The organism is Pseudoscardovia suis (genome assembly GCF_002797875.1).
Taxonomy (GTDB): Bacteria; Actinomycetota; Actinomycetes; order Actinomycetales; family Bifidobacteriaceae; genus Pseudoscardovia; species Pseudoscardovia suis.
Genome location: NZ_PGFC01000001.1, coordinates 330549 through 348665, shown reverse-complemented (window position 1 = coordinate 348665; position 18117 = coordinate 330549). Strand labels below are relative to the sequence as shown.

Here is an 18117-nt window from a genome sequence, read left to right as displayed (position 1 = left end):
GCGCTGCGCGGCCTTGCGTGAGCGGTCTTACGCATGGGTTGCGCATGGTTCTTCCACATCCGAACCCCATAATGTTGGCCCCGGCCCCCTGTCAATAGGGACCGGGGCCAACACTTTCAACGACGCAATGCGGAACAGCCCCCGAACATTCGGCAGATCTGATAGATCTGGCAGCTGTGATTGTTCCGCGCCTCAGGTTATCCCGCGCCTCAGATTATTCCGCGTATCCGATGACATCCTTTTCAACGGCGTCAATGACGTCATCAGGAATCTGCGAAACCTCGATACGCGACGCGACGTTCAGCCTCGGATTGTAGATTCCCAGATATCGAACGTTGCGGAATTCAGGGTGGACAGAGCGCAGCCCCATGCGCCAATACATCAGTAGTTGAAGCGTGTGTTCTTTTTTAATCGGGTTCTTGGATACTTTGAGATCCCAGAGCGTGTCAGCTGTGAGAAAATCACCGTCTCCATTCACGATAACATCGGAATACCCGCCTTCGAAAGTAAATCCATCAAGTATTTTCGGCCCATACACATCAAGAAAATGCAGCGTTCGGTTCACCATAACTCTGATGTTTTCAATCGTGGAGGTATCGGGTTGAATCTCTTCAACGGGTTTGTATAGCTGTGGGCCAACGCGAAAACATACATCAAACCCCGTAAGCTTTACCGCGTTGGTAATCGAAGCATCATCAAGACCCGTTACTCCACGAAGAAGCCTATCAGCCTCTTCAGCATGGTGAGAAACTACTGATCCTTTCAAACTCGGTTTGAACGCTTCCTCCAGCCGGGTTCCTGAGAGGAAACGGCTGAGGTAATCAACTGACATGCCTACGAGGCTCGCAGGAACATTCTCGACAGGATTGAGCTCATCCAACCCCTCTCCGAGACTGACGGCAACGAAACTCTTCGGCTTGAGATATCCACCGCGGGGCTGCTTTACGCTCTTCGCACGCTGAGTCACCGTAAAGCCATAAGAAAATCCACTCATGATTCCTCCTCTTTGAGATCATGAAAAAACGAAGCGACGAAACATGGAATGCGGGCAGGGGCATCCTGGGCAATAGAGCATCTGCCGCACGAACGCCACCCACCATTGGACGACGCCGGCTGGCTTCCTGCGTCATGAACCGGAAGCCAGCGCCCAACTTTTCACCGCACGTCCTGATTATGTTGCTGCAAATAGGCTGCGTATGCAGGGTCCGAAGCCGCCGCCGTTCGCTGGGCTTCTTGTGCCTGATGCTGTTGGAATTCCTCGTAGGTCATCGGTCGATTGGCCTCTTCTTTCGCGGCTTTTACCGCAGCCAAGTCGGTATGCACCATCACCACGCAACCTGCAATCGCGAGCAGCTGAGCGAGGACGGAACCAATCACAAGACCAGCATCCGGATCTTCCGCCACCGCAAGCATCTGAGCAGCAAAGAAAGAGACAATTATTGACATAAGACCACAGCCACCAACGATGAGATTGAACTTGCGATCCGTTATCTTCAGATTGACTCCCAAGGCAATGCTGACAATGGAACACAGAATCGCAACAATGGCAATGATGATGGCTGTAGCAGTGAACAATACAGACATCTCTCCTACCTTTCTTTCTTCATTGAAATTTCAATCAGGAAGATACCCCCCCCCAGACAATTCCTTAGGGAGGGGGCGGGTTCTAATGATCCTCGCAACATCTTTGTTATCTTCTGGTATCCATGGCATACGAATTCGACATGACCGGCAGGCAGTCGAATCACAAGACCCGCCTCGCCGTAACCTCCACCATCGGCGACACACCTAGGATTCGCCGAAAAAGGAAGTTAGACAGTCGAAAAACGGGCTCCAAACCTCCACAATCGGCGACACAACCCATCACTCGCCGATGACGGAGGTTAAACGGTCCAACAAGGAAACCCAAACTTCCGTCTTCGGCGACCGATCACGAGACGCGCCGAAAACGGAATTTAGACGGATCAAAAAGGGGTCCCTAACCTCCGTCTTCGGCGACCTTCGAAACCGCCGCCGAAGACGGAGGATGCACGACACTCCCCCAACCTCCCAACCTCCACCATCGGCGACAAACCCAGGATTCGCCGCTTACGGAAATTAGACAACCCAAAAGGAATCCCAAACCTCCACCATCGGCGACGCATTCAGGATTCGCCGAAAACGGAATTTAGACGGATCAAAAAGGGGTCCCTAACCTCTGTCATCGGCGACCGATCACAAGACGCGCCGAAAACGGAGGATATAGACCTCAAAACATGATTCCAAACCTCCGCCATCGGCGACAAACCCATCACCCGCCGAAGACGGAAGTTAGACGGCCCGTCATGCGAAAGAGGCCCAAAACGCTGCCCAACGACTTGGTGTTCCGCCTACAGTGATCTACTTCGCCGATGCTGAAAGGCTCGGGAGCCGACGACCCCAACCTTCTGTCCCGGACGCTGCGGAGCTACTACAACAATCCAGTTTCGCTCTTGCAGCGATTCAAGGCGATCTCTGAGAGTGTTGGTGCAAGCGACGAAGGAACTGCAAAGGACAAGTTCTTTGCAGAAATTGATGGCCTATTGGATGACATATACGTTGGCCTTCTCACAGACGGTTCCAATGGGGCATACGGCTACTCAGGCCTTGAGCCTAGCGAAGAAAAACCAAGAAGACAGCATGCCAAGCTCTGGCTGAATTCATCTACTGAGTTTGTCATATGCTTCATGGCCGGGGCCACGCGTAAGATACGTGACCCCAGCCACTACGGCATAAAGTGCCCAAGCGCCCATGAAGAAGACCAGGTTTTCCTGCCAGTCCCCGGCGAAAATCTCGTGTGTGTCAGTATCGCGATAGAACGAGTACGTGACGACAAGTAGCAATGCTGCTGCCCCACTTGACAAGAGCCGCATCCACAGTGCTTTCACTCGCGGTTGTGGCCATCGTCGTGGCGGGTCAACTATCAAAAGAACCAGGCCAGTGAGGAACGTTCCATAAAGCGGAAGAACCATCAAAAGAGTGCCAGCTGCGGCGAGTCCCGCGGCGGGGATATAGAAAATCCCGTAGCAGATTCCTATCCATGTCGCGTAGATACGGATCGCGTCCCTGATCGTGTGAGCAGGTGCGCCAGATCGGGCGGAGCTGCCCATGAGCATGTGCCCTACCACCGTGAAGACAATCCAACCGAGACCGAAAGATAGGAGCGTCTCACTCCAGTGTTGGGATCTATAAACTACTTCAAACGCGATGAGCATGGTGGCTGCAAATCCTGCACCCGATGCTCGGATCAGTAATGCTCGCCAAAGTGGCGGCTCCCATGTTGATGGCCGATCAATGACAAAAAGCAGCAGCCCGGCGAAAGGTACAAGCCACAATGGAGTATTCACCGGAGCGACTCCAGCAGTGAAGAGCAGAGAACCGGGCACTATCGCGAAGCCAAGGATGAGCCCTACCCAATATACGTAGGTCCGGACGAATAGTTTTACGAATAGTTTTAAAGACTCAACCATTCACACCTCCCATGGACTCCAGCACCGAAACCATGACGATTCTACGGTGGGGAGGCGAACCATGACCAAAACGGCACCAACGGGGGCAGACGCCGCGTGCGTACAGGCGCGAAGCCCGACCCGTTGGGCGAGAAACTCGCCGCCGGACGCCCTGCCATCCGTCTGGAAGACCCGTTCAACGAACCCTTCGACTTCGCAGGTAATGACATTGGCGACGGTGCGGTGCTTGCCGGGGAGACGATGCCCGAACCATCGGACTATCTGTCGGAGATTCAGCGTAACGGCAAAACGCTTGGCGCTGACCTCGTCTATCGGGAGACGTGGCAGTGGTTTGATCAACGTGGCTGTTCCCAATTGTGGCGCCTCGCCTGATTGAGGCGTATGTGCAGGCGCTTGCCCGGTATATGCAGTGCGAGCAGGTGATTCCCAAGTTCGGCCTGCTCGGCAAACACACCACCACCGGTGCCGCCATCGCCATCCCGTTCGTCGCCACGTCCCAGAGTCTCGGGAAGCAGGCGAAAGTGCATTGGTACGAGATTTACGAGATTGTGCGTGTCACCTGCACCACCGACTACGCGGGCACCACGCCCGGCGACGAGGTGATGGAGCAGCTGCTCAACGCCTGCTCATAACCGCCCCTCATGATCTTCACGTCCGCCCGCGACCGCGCACAACCTCCACCATCGGCGACCGGTTCAGGATTCGCCGAAAACGGAGGTTAGACGGATCAAAAAGGGGTTCCAAACCTCCGTCTTCGGCGACACAACCAACCACTCGCCGAAAATGGAAGTTAAACGGATCAAAAAAGAACCCCAAACTTCCGTCTTCGGCGACATTCGAAACCGCCGCCGAAAACGGAGGATGCACGACACTCCTCCAACATCCAAACCTCCGTCATCGGCGACACAACCAACCACTCGCCGAAAACGGAAGTCAGACGGTCCGCAACCGAGACTCTAACTTCTGTCTTCGGCGACACATTCAGTATTCGCCGAAAACGGAAGTTAGACGGATCAAAAAGGGGTTCCAAACCTCCGTCTTCGGCGACGCATTCAGGATTCGCCGAAGACGGAGATTAGACGACCCCAAAAGGAATCCCAAACCTCCGTCATCGGCGACACACGAACCACTCGCCGAAAATGGAGGTTGGGTTCCACCCGATTGGAATCCACCAGGCTAGGTTCCGCTTGGTGCGACGGGCCGCGCTATAGACGTGCGAGCGTCACGAGCACGATTCCCAGCGCAATCCAGGCGACACCGCCGAGACGCCAGCCGTCAAGCCGCACCTTGGGCGTGCGCAGCAAGCCCAGCCCGTCGATGACCATGCCGCCGGCAAGCTGGCCGAGCATCTCGCAAGCCATGAGCAACCCCACGCCGATCGCCGGCGTGGCGAGAATGGCGGCGATCACGATGACCACGCCATACAACCCGCCCACATACTGCCAGGGGCGTGTGCGCCGCAGCACGCTGCGCGGCGGCACCGGCTTCTCCCCTCGCCTCACGCACCGCACAACCAGCACGACACAGGCAATCACAAGCCCCACCGAAAAATTGACGAACGACGCCTCGAGCGACCCCACGTGCCGCGACAGTGCCGTGTTCGTAGGCGACTGCATGGAACTGACAACACCGGCAACCAGCACAAGCAGCAGGTAGCGCACCGCACGGGCCGCATCGCCGCGCAGTCCCGCCACGTTTCGCGCACTCGCACCATCCTGCCGCGCCTCGCCCGCCGCAGTCTCGCCGGTCGCAACCTTATCTACCGCGGTCTCGCCCGCCGCGATCTTACGAACCGCAGCCTCACTCACCGCAGCCCTACCAACCGCCGCGGCCTTGCCCAGCTTCCACCGGCTCACATACACGAACGCGATGCCCACCGCGACGGCAAGACACCCGGCGGCGCGCAACGGGCTGAAAGGCAGGCGCGCCACGTCGAGCAGCCCCAACGTATCGATGACCATGCCGGCGGTCAGCTGCCCGAACATCACGGCCATGAGCGTAAGCGCCACCCCCAGCACCGGCGTCGCCGCGGACACCGCGAGCACGATGTAGATGCCATACACGCCGCCGAGAAGCTGCCACCACGGTGCATGCGCCGCAAGCGCCAGGTCGCCGGTGCCCGCAAACGCCACGAGCAGCGCCAGCAGCAGCCATCCACCGAGGAAGTTCACGACGCTCGATCGTTCCACTGCGCACAGCACGCCGAGCGATCCGTTGGTGGGTGTCTGCACTGCCATGGCGAGGCCGGCGAGCAGCGCAATGGCAATGGCGAGCGCGGTGTTCATTGTTCGTTCATCTCCCTCTGTTCGCCCACTTCCCTGGCGGCTTCCTCACAGGCTTCTTCGAGCGCTTCCTCAGCCGCCTGTTTCAATGACTTGTGGACGTGGCGTTCCCTGCGGGGCGCCGTGTGCGATTCTCTGTCCGGTTCCTTCGACGACGTGTCGTCCGAGTGCGAATTGCCCGGATGCGAATTGTCGCCCGGATACAAATCACTCAGCCGCACGTCGCCCGGATGCGAATCACCCAGATACATGCCTGCCAAACGAGAACCGTCCGAATGGGAATCACCGGCATAAGAATCACCGGAATGGGTGGCCTTCTGCGCCTTGAGGTTCGCCGCTTCCTTCGCCACGGCGGTTTGCTTGGCGAGTTGCATGGTGGATGATTTGTTCAACGCCTGCGCCAGCGCGGCAAAACCGTCATTGAGCAACCGCTCCGCCGCGGCGCGAGCATCCTGTGCGCTGCTGTATTGCGCGCCGTCGGTCGCATCCGCACGGCGAGCACCCGCGCCTCCACGTTCCGCCGCGACACGGGCACCATCCCCACCCGCACCGCCCGCAGCACCCAGCACCGGTGCGAGCATCGACTCGAAATCCGCAGCGACATGGTCGATACCGGCAGCCACCTGCTCGCCGCGCGGCACACAGAACGATGCCTCGAACCCACCGTCACGCCACTGCAGGTCGATGAGCCCCGACATGTTGAGCCGCTGCAAATCCACCATCGTGGTGGCGCGCGTCTGCTGCAAGAAGTCCGCAAGCGCTGCCATGTCCACCACGCCGGGGCAATAGCGCAGATACGCCATGATGCGCGCCTGCTTGAGGGTCAGGTCATTTTGCTCCGCCACGCGATCGAGGTAGCGGTCGAGCACGCGCTGCGCCCAATACACGCCGAGGAACGGGTTCGGTTGCGCGCCTGCGGGCACGTAGCCGGGCACCCGTTCCCTGCCTAGCTTCGTTGTGCCGGGCATGCCGCCGATTGCCGAATCGTCGGTGGCGAACGACACGAGGTACCGGTAGATATCGGTGCGGCGCCGCTTGTATTCGTCCTCATCGAACACGCTGCGGTAGAAGTCCCGGTAATAGCCGAGCACCGTGCGCTTCATGCGCACCACGTCCGTCAGGTCGGTGTGCGAGACGAGTGAGCCTTCGGTTTTGACGTAGTAGTAGATCGGCGAGCGCAGCACCGCCACCGTGCGCACGTGCAGCACGTATTCGAGGTTGAAGATGAAATCCTCACACCAGTTGAGGGTCTCGTCCATGCGCACGCCATGGTCGCGGATGATGCTGGCGCGATACAGCTTGTTCCAGATGACGCCGTAATAGAAGTCGGCCGGGTCCTTCATCATGAGGTCGGCGTATTCCTGCCGGCTGAGGCTGGTCGCGTCCCCGCCGATCTGCCCTTTGCGCGCCACGTCGTCGCCCACCACGCGGTAGAAGTCGGCGATCACCATGTCGGCGTTGTTTTCGAGCGCGGATCGCACGAGCAGTTTCGTGGCATCCTCGGTGATCCAATCGTCGGCGTCGAGGAATTGGATGTAGGTGCCTTTTGCCTTGCCGAGGGCGAGGTTGCGAGTGGCGGAGACGCCGGAGTTGGGCTTGTGGATGACGGTGACGCGCTGGTCTGCGGCGGCGTAGGCGTCGAGGATGGCGGGCGAATCGTCGGTGCTGCCGTCGTCGACGAGCAGCAGTTCGAAATCCGTGAATTCCTGTCCCAGTATGGAATCGACGCAGCGGCGTATGCCTTTCTCGGCATTGTAGACAGGCACGATGATGCTGACGGTCGGCTGATGCATGGGGTTTCCTTTCCATGGACTGATTTTCATCATAGGCGGCGGGGCGCGCGTATTGGCGACCTGTGCCACACCAGCCCTGCAGGCATCCCTTGCCGGGTCAGGCCGTGCCTGCCTCCCCCCGTGATCAGCCCCGCGCAGGCAGCCTCACAATGAAGCCCCGCAATCAGCCTCCATAAGCCCCCTACAGGTCCGACGGCAGCCATCCGTGCATCATGGCGCGGCGGAAGTCCCAGCATTCCTTCCACATCGCGTCCGGCGCGGTGTGCTGGGATGGCTCGAGCTTCCAGCTCCAATACACCCACCCCGAGCATGCAGCGAAGCATTCCAACTGCATGCGCGTGACAAGGGCGAAGCGCCGCTGCTGCTCGTCATCGAACTCGTCGTCCGTCAGCTCGCCGCGGTCAAGGTCCTTCGCCCAGTCGTTCTCCACGCACCATTCGCCCACGATCACGGGCACATGCCGCTGCATGTCGCGCAGACGGTGGCGTTCAAACGCCAGGATCAGCCGATACGCAAGCGGATTGTGCATCCTCACCGCGCGTTCCGCGGCGGACAGGTAGATGTGGGCGTCCACATACACGTTCGACATATGGTGCTTGGCGAAGAACGTCTTCCAATGCGCCAAGCGGAAACCGTCATGGAACACGATCGCCTTGTCCGGCGGCAGGCACCGGCGCAGCCGCTTGTAGCATGCCAGATAGTATTGCCGCAGGAACCGCAGCGGCACATAGGTGGAGATCGCCGCATCCTTGGGATTGCGCGGCGCATAGCGTTTGCGTGAGGAACGAAACACCGTGTAGCTGATCGGCTCGTTGATCACCTCGATGCCGAACAATCCTTCCCGCGTGCCATACCGACGCGCCAGACCCTCAAGCACTTCGATGGCCTGCTCGACCTTCTGCGGCTTTAGATGCCAGGTGACTTTGCCGATCACGCCAGAGCTGTCGAAGCCGTTTTGCCCGCCGGGCGCGGTGTGCAGGTCGATGAGCAGCTTGAGACCGTATTTCTCGCACCAGTCCATCGCCTTGTCGACGTAACGGTAGCATCCGCCCAGCGGCGGTTTCTTCGACAGCACCGTGTAGGGCACGGGCAGGCGCACGAGGTTCAGCCCCGACTGGGCAATCTGGCGAAAGTCATCCTCGGTGATGTACAGGTCGCGATGATGCTTGATGCGCTGCTGCAGCCACTCGGGATCCGCTTCGCGCGCCAGTTCGTTCTCGTCGTCGGCGGCGAGACCTTCGAACAGGTGCGGCTCCATCCATTTTTCGAGCACCAGCCAGTTGCCCAGGTTCACGCCATGCCATTGACGGGACTGTGACGCCTGCGTCCGCTTCTCCATGGCTGCCCCTTCCCTTCTCGACTTTCGGGCGTATGCCCTCGTGTAGCCCGCCGCTGCGGGTATCTGCGCTGTTGCAGGCACCATGTGCTATCGCGGGCATTGCGCACTCTAGCGGGCACATGCACTGCGTGTGCTTTCTGCCGTGCGCCTTCTGCCTCCATTATGCAACGTTCAACATGCGACACTGCCACATGACACCACCATCACATCACCATGCAACTCCCCTCCCTCAAGCAACGCCTGCCATGCGCCGCCGCCAAACATCCTGCTGTGGAACCGTGCCACCGCGGAACCTGTTGCAAAAATCAGCAATCTGAACCTACAGTTAAGTAATTAAGTAACCCGCTGGTGACAGAGGCGGCGCGATGCAACGATTGCGAATGAGAGACGGGAGGAGATCATGCGCAACATCATCATCTTGGGAGGCAACGGATACGTGGGGCGCGAACTGACTGCGCAATGGCTCGCCCACGATCCGCGCGCAGAATTCTGGATCGTGTGCCGTTCGGGGAAGAATTGCATCAACAACCCGCGCGTGCACGTCATCGAGGCGAACGCCCGCGACGTCAAGACCGTGGAGTCGATGCTCCCGAATGATACGCAATTCGCGGCAATCATTGACCTTGTGGGAGACCAGACGAACATGGCGCGCAACGTGCAGGCAGCCAAAAGCACGCTCGCCCTCGCCAAACGCCACGCAATCCCGCGAATCGGCTATATCGCCGGATGCGCAGGGAACGCACGGTACCGGCGCACGAAACGCTCGATTGTGAAACATCTGCGGGACTACGACCCGAACGTCGTCATCATCAACCCGTCGATAATCTATGGCAAGGACCGCAATGATGCGCTCGTCAGGCTCGTGCCCCTGTTCCGCAGGCTGTCGAGGGTGTGCCCCTGCATGGCGCCGCTCACCGTGGACGATGTGGCGAGCGAGCTGCTCCGCGGCCTCACGCCGCTGGGCAAATGACACACAGACATAAATAACACAGACAGGTGCAGCGATAGGCAGACGCAACACAACGTCAGCACAGTGCCTCGGTACAAAATGGCCGCAGTGTAGAGTGTGGAATCGCTGCCGCGCCTCGCACGCCTCAGTGCAGCGTGACCTGCAGTGCAGCCCTCAGTACAACGTGACGGCGAAGGGCTTGCCCTCCTGCCCTGCCCGCCGCTGGCAATATTGCGGCCACCGGTCGCGGGTCAGGCACATCTGGTGGCGTGCATGGTTGCCGGTGGTCGTGTGCACCCACGGGTCGGTCTGTTCGTAGATGAAGCCCATGCGGGAGAGCACCTTGTTGGCGCGTTCGTTGTCGTCGAAATAGCAGCCCCACACCGCCACGCAGTCAAGCACGTTGAACGCACGGTCGATAATCGCTTCGGAGGCCTCCTCCGCGTAACCGAAACCCCAGAACGGCTCGCCGATCCAGAATCCGATCTCAGGCTCCAGGTCGTCACGGGTGAAGGTGTTGCGGTGGAAGCGCAGCGAGACGCATCCGATGATCATGTAGGTGTCCTTGAGCACCACGGCGTAGGATTCGGGCGCCATGAGCACGTTGCGCAGCACGACGCGGCTTTCGGCAACGCTTCGGTGCGGTGCCCATCCACAGGCCGGGCCCACGGCGGGGTTGCTGGCGAGAAGATAGAGTTCCTGCGCGTCGTCGAGCGTCCACGGCCGCAGGATCAGCCGCTCGGTGTCGAGCACCACATTCATGAGAAACGTTCTCCTTCGTTCCGTTCGTTCCGGTTTATTCCGTTGAAATGATTCCGCAAACATGCCGCACACAACAAGGAACGCCATCGCATCCACAAGTCCCGCTCACCGAAAAGAAAGGAAAACAACAAAGCCGAGCGTGACCCTTATGTGGATGCGATGGCGTCCTTACATCACCATGGTACTTACTTCTTGGTGATGTAACCGATCGCCTTGAGCATCTCGGCGCTTTCGAGAGCGCCGCCGGCGGCACCGCGCAGCGTGTTGTGCGCCAGGCCGACGAACTTCCAGTCGAAGATGGAATCCTCGCGCAGACGGCCGATGGTGATGCCCATGCCGCCTTCGTAATCCACGTCGAGCTTGACCTGCGGACGGTCGGGTTCCGTGCGGTACTGGATGAACTGCTTGGGGGCGTGCGGCAGGCCGAGGCGCTGCGGTTCGCCGGAGAAGTTCACGAGCTTCTCGATGAGCTGCTCCTTCGTGGGCTTCTTGGCGAAGTTCACGAACACCGTGGCGGTGTGGCCGTTGAGCACGGGCACGCGGATGCACTGCGAGGTGATGCGCAGGCCGTTGTCGAGCTTGACGATCTTGCCATCCTCGATGTGGCCGAACACCTTGAGCGGCTCCTGCTCGGACTTCTCCTCTTCACCGGAGATGAAGGGGATGATGTTGCCGATCATCTCAGGCCAGTCCTTGAACGTCTTGCCAGCGCCGGAAATGGCCTGGTAGGTGCTCACGACGACCTCGCGCGGCTCGAATTCCATCCATGCGGCCAGGCACGGGGTGTAGGCCTGGATGGAGCAGTTCGGCTTGACGGCGATGAAACCGCGGGTGGTGCCCAGGCGCTTGCGCTGGTCCTTGATGACCTCGTAGTGCTGCGGGTTGATCTCGGGGATGACCATCGGCACGTCGGGGGTCCAGCGGTGGGCGGAGTTGTTGGAGACGACGGGGGTCTCGGTCTTCGCGTATTCCTCTTCGATGGCGCGGATCTCGTCCTTGCTCATGTTGACGGCGGAGAAGACGAAGTCGACGTCCTTGGCGACGTTCTCGACGTCGGATACGTCCTTGACGACCATGTTCTTGACGAACTCGGGCATCGGGGTCTCCATCTTCCAACGGTCGCCCACCGCCTCCTCGTAGGTCTTGCCCGCGCTGTGGGCGGATGCCGCCACCGTCACCAGCTCGAACCACGGGTGGTTCTCAAGAAGCGTCACGAAACGCTGACCGACCATGCCAGTGGCTCCCAGAACGCCGACCTTCAACTTCTCAGACATGTCAACCTCTCACTTGATGCCGGTCACCCGGCCGCTACGGATGTCTTGGTCATTGCACGAGGTCGCGGCACGCTTTGCACAACGCGCGCAGCACCGCACATTCGTCACCATGATACGTTCACCCGTGGGCAGATTCCACGGAATGCCCGCTTTTCGAACCCTGCTCTGTGGATTGCCGCCACTGACGATGCCGTTGCCCTGGGGCAGAGCGATGACTCATACGGCATACCCTGTCATCAAACCAGTGCGGGATGCAACAACGTCCGGATGTCGAAACAGCCGACACGCCGCACGCATCTCAACCAGCCGCTATCCGACACGTCGCATACATCTCAACCCACCGCTTCTTGCCGCGCCGCAGGAACCTCAACCTGCCGCCGTCCGCCGCGCCGCGAAAGGCACCGCCGCCTCGCGCGCAGCCGCCCCGATACCGCATGGCACCGCCGAATGCAAGCGACTGTCATCTTTATCACACTCCCCCATCGCCTCCCAGTGGCGGCGCAGCAGCCAAAAGCCGTTCTCCTGACTGTAAAACAGCTCACTAGATATGGGCGTGTCTGACTGTCTCACCAACACATCTAGTGCCTTTCGTCCCTCGAAGGGCGGTGTAGCGTGACTATCACCCGCCGCGCAACACCGCGCGACGCCCACCAATCATGCAAGGAGACCACATGGGCATCACCGTGTTCGACAAACCGAACTGCCCGCAGTGCGCCGCGACGGAACGCCGTCTCGCGCAGCTGGGCATCGAATTCGACGTCGTGGACCTGAGCCGCAACCCGCAGACCCTGGCACAGCTTGTTGACGCAGGCTACCGTCAGGCTCCCGTCGTCATCACCCCATATGCGACGTGGTCGGGCCACCGACCGGACCTCATCGATGACCTGGCACAACAACTCGAAGCGCACCGTCTCGAAACCTCCGCCGCGCAGCAAGGACGGCTGGCGTGAACGCCGTCGATGCAGCACCCCGCCAGTCCGCGTCGCCTGCTCCGGTCACGTGTCCTGAGGCGCCGGCGGAGGGCACGCGCATCGGTGCGGTGGTGTATTTTTCGTCAGCCTCAGGCAACACGGCGCGCTTCATCGCCGGTTGTGCCCTGCCCGCTGAGGGAATCGCCGTATACCGCATCCCCCTGCGCCCCGCGGAGGGAACGCTCGAGGTGCGCGAACCCTACGTGATCGTGGTGCCCACGTATGGCGGAGGTGATGCGACGAAGGCCCTGCCCCCGCAGGTGCGGCGTTTTCTCAACGATCGGGCGAACCGCCGGTTCCTGCGCGGCGTCATAGCCTCGGGCAATACGAATTTTGGCGACGCGTACTGCGCTGCGGGAGACATCATCGCCCGCCGCTGCCACGTGCCGTTCCTCTACGGATTCGAGCTGACAGGCACGCCCGAGGACCGGCGCGCGGTGAGAGTCGGGCTGCGTGATTTCTTCCGCTCCGCCCCAACAGAAAGCAAGCGACAAGAAAACACGCACAAAGAGACCACAGGGCGCGAGACCACGTAACCGGCCGAACCGCCCATCCGACTGGAACCATCCGACTGAAACCATCCCGCACCGAAAATCCCATCCCATTCCCCCATTCCATTTTCCCCGTTCCATTCCACCATCCCATCCCCCATCTCAATGGAGAAACCATGACATCAGCACTGCAAACCGCCACAGCAACGCCAACCGAGCCGGCGCACACAGCGGCGAACGCGACGTCCGCGAATGCCGCAACCTCCACCACGACCCCTACGGCGGTTCCCGCCGCGATTCCGCCCGCCACACTGGACTACCATGCGCTCAACGCGCTGCTCAACCTGTATGACGAGCACGGCCGCATCCGGTTCGAAGCCGACACCGAGGCCGTGCGAGCCTACATGCGCACAGCCGTCGAGCCTGCCACGCGCCGCTTCGCCTCCGCCCTCGAACGCCTGCGATTCCTCATCGACAACGACTACTACGACCCGGCCGTCTTCGCCGCCTATTCAGATGAGTTCCTCGATTCGTTCTATGCCCACGCCCACGGCATGGGCTTCGAATTCGAAACCTTCCTCGGAGCGTTCAAATTCTATGCGTCGTATGCGCTCAAGACCTTCGACGGGACGCAGTATCTCGAGGACTTCCCCGAGCGGTGCGCCGCCGTGGCGCTCGCCTTGGCAGGCGGCGACGAACACGCGGCCATGGGTTATCTCGACGCAATGGTGCAGGGTCGATTCCAGCCGGCGACCCCCACGTTCCTCAACCTCGGCAAGGCGCAGCGCGGCGAGGCGGTGAGCTGCTTCCTGCTACGCATGGAAGACAACATGGAGTCCATCTCGCGCGGCATCAACGCTGCGTTGCAATTGTCGAAGCGGGGCGGCGGCGTAGCGCTGCTGCTGACGAACCTGCGCGAGGCGGGCGCGCCGATCAAGCGCATCGAACACCAGTCGAGCGGCGTGGTGCCGGTCATGAAGCTGCTCGAGGATTCATTCAGCTACGCCAACCAGCTGGGCGCACGCCAAGGCGCCGGCGCGGTGTATCTCAACGCACACCATCCGGACATCATGCGCTTCCTCGACACGAAGCGCGAGAACGCGGACGAGAAGATCCGCATCAAGTCGCTGGCACTGGGCGTCGTGATTCCCGACGTGACGTTCGAACTGGCGAAGCGGCGCGAACGCATGGCGTTGTTCAGCCCATACGACGTGGAGCGCGTGTATGGCGTGCCGTTCGCTGACATCTCGGTGACGGAACGCTATGACGAGATGGTGGCGGATGAGCGCATCCGCAAAACGTACATTGACGCGCGCGAATTCTTCATGACGCTGGCGGAACTGCAATTCGAATCAGGCTACCCCTACATGCTGTTCGAAGACACGGTGAACCGCGCGAACCCCATCCACGGGCGGGTGACGATGAGCAACCTGTGCTCCGAGATCCTGCAGGTGCAGGAGCCGAGCACCTACCGGGAGGATCTCAGCTACGAGCATGTGGGACGCGACATCTCATGCAACCTGGGGTCACTCAACATCGCGAAGGCGATGGACGGGGGTCTCGCGGGCAGCGTCGAGACAGCGGTGCGTGCGCTGACCGCGGTGAGCGACACCACCAGGCTGGACTGCGTGCCCTCCGTCCGGCGCGGCAACGAAGAAAGCCATGCCATCGGGCTGGGGCAGATGAACCTGCACGGATTCCTGGGGCGCGAAGGACTGCGCTACGGCAGCGAGGACGCACTGGATTTCACCGACATGTATTTCATGACGGTGGCCTACCATGCCTACCGCACGTCGCATGCCATCGCAGCCGAACGCGGCGTGCGTTTCGCAGGTTTCTCCGACAGCGCGTATGCGAGGCCGGCGGGCGAAGGCAATTACTTTGACCGGTATGTGGACGGCACGTACCGCACCAAGCCGCGCACCGATGCCGTGCGGGCGATCTTCGATCGGCTTGGCGTGGCGATTCCCTCGGCGCAGGACTGGCGCGCCCTGCAAGAGCAGGTGCTGCGCGACGGCATCTACAACGCGTACCTGCAGGCGGTGCCGCCGACCGGGTCGATCTCATACATCAACCATTCGACGAGCTCGATCCACCCCATCGCCGCACGCATCGAGATCCGCAAGGAAGGCAAGACCGGCCGCGTCTACTACCCCGCGCCATACATGACCAACGACAACCTCGGCATGTTCGAGGACGCCTACACGATCGGCTGGAAAGCGATCATCGACACCTACGCCGAAGCCACAAAACACGTGGACCAAGGGCTGTCCCTCACGCTGTTCTTCCCCGACACCGCGACGACGCGCGATCTCAACAAAGCACAGATCTATGCGTGGCGCAAGGGAATCAAAACGCTGTATTACATCCGCATCCGCCAGCAAGCGCTAGAAGGCACGGACGTCGAAGGCTGCGTCAGCTGCATGCTGTGAGACATGCGGTCACCCAATCCCTGCCATCGACAATTCCGTCGCCGAAAACCACATCAGTGAAAACCACATCAGCAATACCCACGTCAGCGAACATCACTCCCAACCGAAGGATCATCATGACCGAAACCACAACAATCCCCACCGCACCCACGCAGGCATCCACGCGCCGCACCGTCCGCATCGCAGACGAAGCGACCATGGCCGCTTCGATCACCCCGGCGCAATACCGCTATCATCATGGCGCCCGCGTGCGCCCGATCAATTGGAACCGCATCATTGACGACAAGGACCTCGAGGTATGGAACCGCCTCGTCGCCAACTTCTGGCTGCCCGAAAAGGTGCCGCTGTCAAACGACACCGCTGACTGGCGAGCCTTGAGCGAACGCGAACGCACCACCACGGTGCGCGTGTTCACCGGCCTCACCTTGCTCGACACCACACAGGCCACCATCGGCGAAATCTGCCAGATCGAACATGCGCGCACCGAGCACGAGCAGGCTGTGTACACGAACATCGCGTTCATGCAATCCATCCACGCACGCTCGTATTCGTCGATTTTCTCCACGCTGTGCTCCAGCGAGCAAATCGATCAGGCGTACCGCTGGGCGGTGGGCAACGACATCCTGCAGGAGCGCGTTGATACCGTGCTCGAGCAGTACGAGAGCGATGACCCGCTCAAGCGCAAGGTCGCCGCGACGCTGCTGTCGTCGCTGCTACTGTATGCGGGGTTCTATCTGCCGTTGCATTTCGCGGCGCGCGGCACGATGATGAACACCGCGGACATGATTCGCCTGATTTTGCGCGACAAAGCGATCCACGGGTATTACTCGGGCTACAAATTCCAGCGCGGCCTCGAGTTGCGCAGCGCCGAGGACCAGCGGATGCTGCGCGATTTCACGAACGGTCTGCTCGACCGTCTCTACGAATTGGAGATCGAGTACTCCGCGGACGTGTATGCAGGCTTTGACTTCATGCCGGATGTGTTTGCGTTCGTGCGATACAACGCCAACAAGGCACTGATGAACCTCGGGTATCCTACGCGGTTTGCCGCGGAGGAGACGCACGTGAGTCCGGAAATCCTTGCAGCGCTCTCACCGTCGGCCAACGAAAACCACGACTTTTTCTCCGGCTCGGGGTCGTCCTACGTCATGGGCAAGGCAGAGGAGACAGACGACGACGATTGGGATTTCTAGGGTGCTGAGCGCGTTTACACAGTGAATGAGCACGGCAGGTCATAAAACGGACGGTGCGCCGGAGCAAACAACTCCAGCGCACCGTCCCTCTACACACTCAAACCCTCTACTCGGATGGGAGAGAGACCATCAAGCCTGCCTCTCCGTCATCATGCGCTGGGCGGACCGTAGTGCTGTTCGATTGGACATTTAGTAAGTGGTGTTTTGTGCCACGGTCTCCTGTGCCCGTTACCAGCGGGATTCCACTGCATCTGCTCTTGGGTAGACGTAGCAGCAGCAATCTTGTCGGGGTTGTCCTCCTTTAGTACTTGACCAGTCGCCGAATCATACACGTAGTAGACACTCAGATTGTTGCTATTGGTCGTATATATCCGGTAGGTGTTGCCAGTTCCAGTTGTTGCGTAGCACATCGACACGCCTGAGGAAAGCGTAACCGTCGTTTGAGTAGGGTTTACTTTGCTGCTGTAGGAATATCTGACGTTGCTCGCTATCTGGTGCTTCTGTGCCCCGGTTCTTGCTGCAACCATGAAATTCGGAGGCAGATTACCGCCGAGTTCAACGCTTGCGTTCTCAATGGAGTCTGCTGCGTGCTTCAAATCGGATTCGGTTGCGCTGTTCCATGCCGCCTTGCGCACATTCAAATATATCGGCACGCTCGCGGCCGCAAGGATGCCGATGATAATCACCACGACAAGCAACTCGACGAGTGTAAAACCGGATTGCCCGCGGCTACGACGTCCCAAAGATCTATATATACCACGCATGGTTTCACCTCTCTTCCCTCTCGTGCGCCCACCATTGGGCGCGCGGAACCACGACATCGGAGTCGCGCTATCTAGCTGGATCGTTCCGATTCGTCTCCTGTCTTCGGCTGCGTTACCAAAGACCTATAAGTTAATTATAAGACCATTTTAACCATTCCGTTACACCCCTGATTTACGCAGCGCCCTGGTCTACGCAACGAAACTGGCCTACGCAACGCTCCGGTCTACGCAACGCCCCCTGATTTACGCAACACCCTGATTTACGCAACACCCTGATTTACGCAACACCCTGATCTACGCAACGAAACCGCATTCCACACACTGCGCGCGCTCAGAAACTGGACGCGCGCCCTTCTGTGGACGCGCGCGTTGTGCTCAT

General features: G+C 60.0%; 16 protein-coding genes. 8 read left to right on the top strand and 8 right to left on the bottom strand.

What is annotated here, in order from left to right; translation table 11 throughout:
• Positions 1–214: 214 nt before the first annotated feature.
• Positions 215–994, bottom strand: a complete 780-nt coding sequence (locus CLV65_RS01320; protein ID WP_094691599.1) for a hypothetical protein — start codon at positions 992–994, stop codon at positions 215–217.
• Positions 995–1155: 161 nt separating this feature from the next.
• Positions 1156–1584, bottom strand: coding sequence for a hypothetical protein (locus CLV65_RS01315; protein ID WP_094691598.1), 429 nt, complete (start codon positions 1582–1584; stop codon positions 1156–1158).
• Positions 1585–2390: 806 nt separating this feature from the next.
• On the opposite strand from CLV65_RS01315, the gene CLV65_RS08895 reads away from it, so the two are divergent.
• The 3 genes from CLV65_RS08895 to CLV65_RS08960 all read left to right on the top strand — a co-directional run bounded on the left by CLV65_RS08895 (position 2391) and on the right by CLV65_RS08960 (position 4120).
• Positions 2391–2858 carry a hypothetical protein gene (locus CLV65_RS08895; protein WP_211278431.1) on the top strand — a complete coding sequence of 156 codons (468 nt, stop codon included), beginning with the start codon at positions 2391–2393 and terminating at the stop codon, positions 2856–2858.
• A gap of 726 nt (positions 2859–3584) precedes the next feature.
• Positions 3585–3860: a hypothetical protein gene (locus CLV65_RS08965; RefSeq protein WP_244569182.1), complete on the top strand. Its 276-nt coding sequence runs from the start codon at positions 3585–3587 to the stop codon at positions 3858–3860.
• Between the two features lie 32 nt (positions 3861–3892).
• On the top strand, positions 3893–4120 hold the full coding sequence (locus CLV65_RS08960; RefSeq protein ID WP_244569180.1) for a hypothetical protein: 228 nt from the start codon (positions 3893–3895) through the stop codon (positions 4118–4120).
• Between the two features lie 573 nt (positions 4121–4693).
• Here CLV65_RS08960 and CLV65_RS01295 read toward each other — a convergent pair.
• The 3 genes from CLV65_RS01295 to CLV65_RS01285 form a co-directional block, all read right to left on the bottom strand.
• Complete coding sequence (locus tag CLV65_RS01295) at positions 4694–5773, bottom strand: DMT family transporter (protein ID WP_094691596.1); 1080 nt, start codon at positions 5771–5773, stop codon at positions 4694–4696.
• The gene (locus CLV65_RS01290; protein ID WP_157847185.1) at positions 5770–7563 is read right to left on the bottom strand and encodes a glycosyltransferase; all 1794 of its coding nucleotides are present in this window, start codon (positions 7561–7563) and stop codon (positions 5770–5772) included. The genes CLV65_RS01295 and CLV65_RS01290 overlap by 4 nt, the downstream gene beginning before the upstream one ends.
• A 181-nt stretch (positions 7564–7744) precedes the next feature.
• Entirely contained in the window at positions 7745–8902 is a 1158-nt protein-coding gene (locus CLV65_RS01285) for a glycoside hydrolase family 5 protein (RefSeq protein WP_157847184.1), read from the bottom strand.
• A 400-nt stretch (positions 8903–9302) separates the two neighbouring features.
• On the opposite strand from CLV65_RS01285, the gene CLV65_RS01280 reads away from it, so the two are divergent.
• The gene (locus tag CLV65_RS01280; protein WP_094691593.1) at positions 9303–9872 is read left to right on the top strand and encodes an NAD-dependent epimerase/dehydratase family protein; all 570 of its coding nucleotides are present in this window, start codon (positions 9303–9305) and stop codon (positions 9870–9872) included.
• A gap of 153 nt (positions 9873–10025) precedes the next feature.
• On the opposite strand, the gene CLV65_RS01275 is transcribed toward CLV65_RS01280, so the two are convergent.
• Positions 10026–10613: a GNAT family N-acetyltransferase gene (locus CLV65_RS01275; protein ID WP_157847183.1), complete on the bottom strand. Its 588-nt coding sequence runs from the start codon at positions 10611–10613 to the stop codon at positions 10026–10028.
• Between the two features lie 185 nt (positions 10614–10798).
• The gene (gene asd / locus CLV65_RS01270) at positions 10799–11887 is read right to left on the bottom strand and encodes an aspartate-semialdehyde dehydrogenase (RefSeq protein ID WP_094691591.1); all 1089 of its coding nucleotides are present in this window, start codon (positions 11885–11887) and stop codon (positions 10799–10801) included.
• Positions 11888–12558: 671 nt separating this feature from the next.
• On the opposite strand from asd, the gene CLV65_RS01260 reads away from it, so the two are divergent.
• The 4 genes from CLV65_RS01260 (at position 12559) to nrdF (ending at position 16974) form a co-directional block, all read left to right on the top strand.
• Positions 12559–12837 carry a glutaredoxin domain-containing protein gene (locus CLV65_RS01260; RefSeq protein ID WP_094691589.1) on the top strand — a complete coding sequence of 93 codons (279 nt, stop codon included), beginning with the start codon at positions 12559–12561 and terminating at the stop codon, positions 12835–12837.
• Positions 12834–13394: a class Ib ribonucleoside-diphosphate reductase assembly flavoprotein NrdI gene (nrdI, locus tag CLV65_RS01255; protein ID WP_094691588.1), complete on the top strand. Its 561-nt coding sequence runs from the start codon at positions 12834–12836 to the stop codon at positions 13392–13394. Before CLV65_RS01260 ends, nrdI begins: the two co-directional genes overlap by 4 nt.
• A 131-nt stretch (positions 13395–13525) precedes the next feature.
• Positions 13526–15781: a class 1b ribonucleoside-diphosphate reductase subunit alpha gene (gene nrdE, locus CLV65_RS01250; RefSeq protein WP_094691587.1), complete on the top strand. Its 2256-nt coding sequence runs from the start codon at positions 13526–13528 to the stop codon at positions 15779–15781.
• Positions 15782–15978: 197 nt separating this feature from the next.
• Positions 15979–16974 carry a class 1b ribonucleoside-diphosphate reductase subunit beta gene (gene nrdF, locus CLV65_RS01245; RefSeq protein ID WP_094691824.1) on the top strand — a complete coding sequence of 332 codons (996 nt, stop codon included), beginning with the start codon at positions 15979–15981 and terminating at the stop codon, positions 16972–16974.
• Positions 16975–17123: 149 nt separating this feature from the next.
• Here the strand turns inward: nrdF and CLV65_RS09065 are convergent, their stop codons facing one another.
• Positions 17124–17738, bottom strand: coding sequence for a type II secretion system protein (locus CLV65_RS09065; RefSeq protein WP_094691586.1), 615 nt, complete (start codon positions 17736–17738; stop codon positions 17124–17126).
• Positions 17739–18117: the final 379 nt, after the last annotated feature.

Coding starts and splice junctions, on each gene's coding strand:
- CLV65_RS08895 (WP_211278431.1), top strand. CDS start 2,391: ATGCTGAAAGGCTCGGGAGCCGACGACCCCAACCTTCTGTCCCGGACG.
- CLV65_RS01295 (WP_094691596.1), bottom strand. CDS start 5,773: ATGAACACCGCGCTCGCCATTGCCATTGCGCTGCTCGCCGGCCTCGCC.
- CLV65_RS01290 (WP_157847185.1), bottom strand. CDS start 7,563: ATGCATCAGCCGACCGTCAGCATCATCGTGCCTGTCTACAATGCCGAG.
- CLV65_RS01260 (WP_094691589.1), top strand. CDS start 12,559: ATGGGCATCACCGTGTTCGACAAACCGAACTGCCCGCAGTGCGCCGCG.
- CLV65_RS08960 (WP_244569180.1), top strand. CDS start 3,893: ATGCAGTGCGAGCAGGTGATTCCCAAGTTCGGCCTGCTCGGCAAACAC.
- CLV65_RS01280 (WP_094691593.1), top strand. CDS start 9,303: ATGCGCAACATCATCATCTTGGGAGGCAACGGATACGTGGGGCGCGAA.
- CLV65_RS09065 (WP_094691586.1), bottom strand. CDS start 17,738: ATGCGTGGTATATATAGATCTTTGGGACGTCGTAGCCGCGGGCAATCC.
- CLV65_RS01315 (WP_094691598.1), bottom strand. CDS start 1,584: ATGTCTGTATTGTTCACTGCTACAGCCATCATCATTGCCATTGTTGCG.
- CLV65_RS01320 (WP_094691599.1), bottom strand. CDS start 994: ATGAGTGGATTTTCTTATGGCTTTACGGTGACTCAGCGTGCGAAGAGC.
- nrdF (WP_094691824.1), top strand. CDS start 15,979: ATGGCCGCTTCGATCACCCCGGCGCAATACCGCTATCATCATGGCGCC.
- asd (WP_094691591.1), bottom strand. CDS start 11,887: ATGTCTGAGAAGTTGAAGGTCGGCGTTCTGGGAGCCACTGGCATGGTC.
- CLV65_RS01285 (WP_157847184.1), bottom strand. CDS start 8,902: ATGGAGAAGCGGACGCAGGCGTCACAGTCCCGTCAATGGCATGGCGTG.
- nrdE (WP_094691587.1), top strand. CDS start 13,526: ATGACATCAGCACTGCAAACCGCCACAGCAACGCCAACCGAGCCGGCG.
- CLV65_RS01275 (WP_157847183.1), bottom strand. CDS start 10,613: ATGAATGTGGTGCTCGACACCGAGCGGCTGATCCTGCGGCCGTGGACG.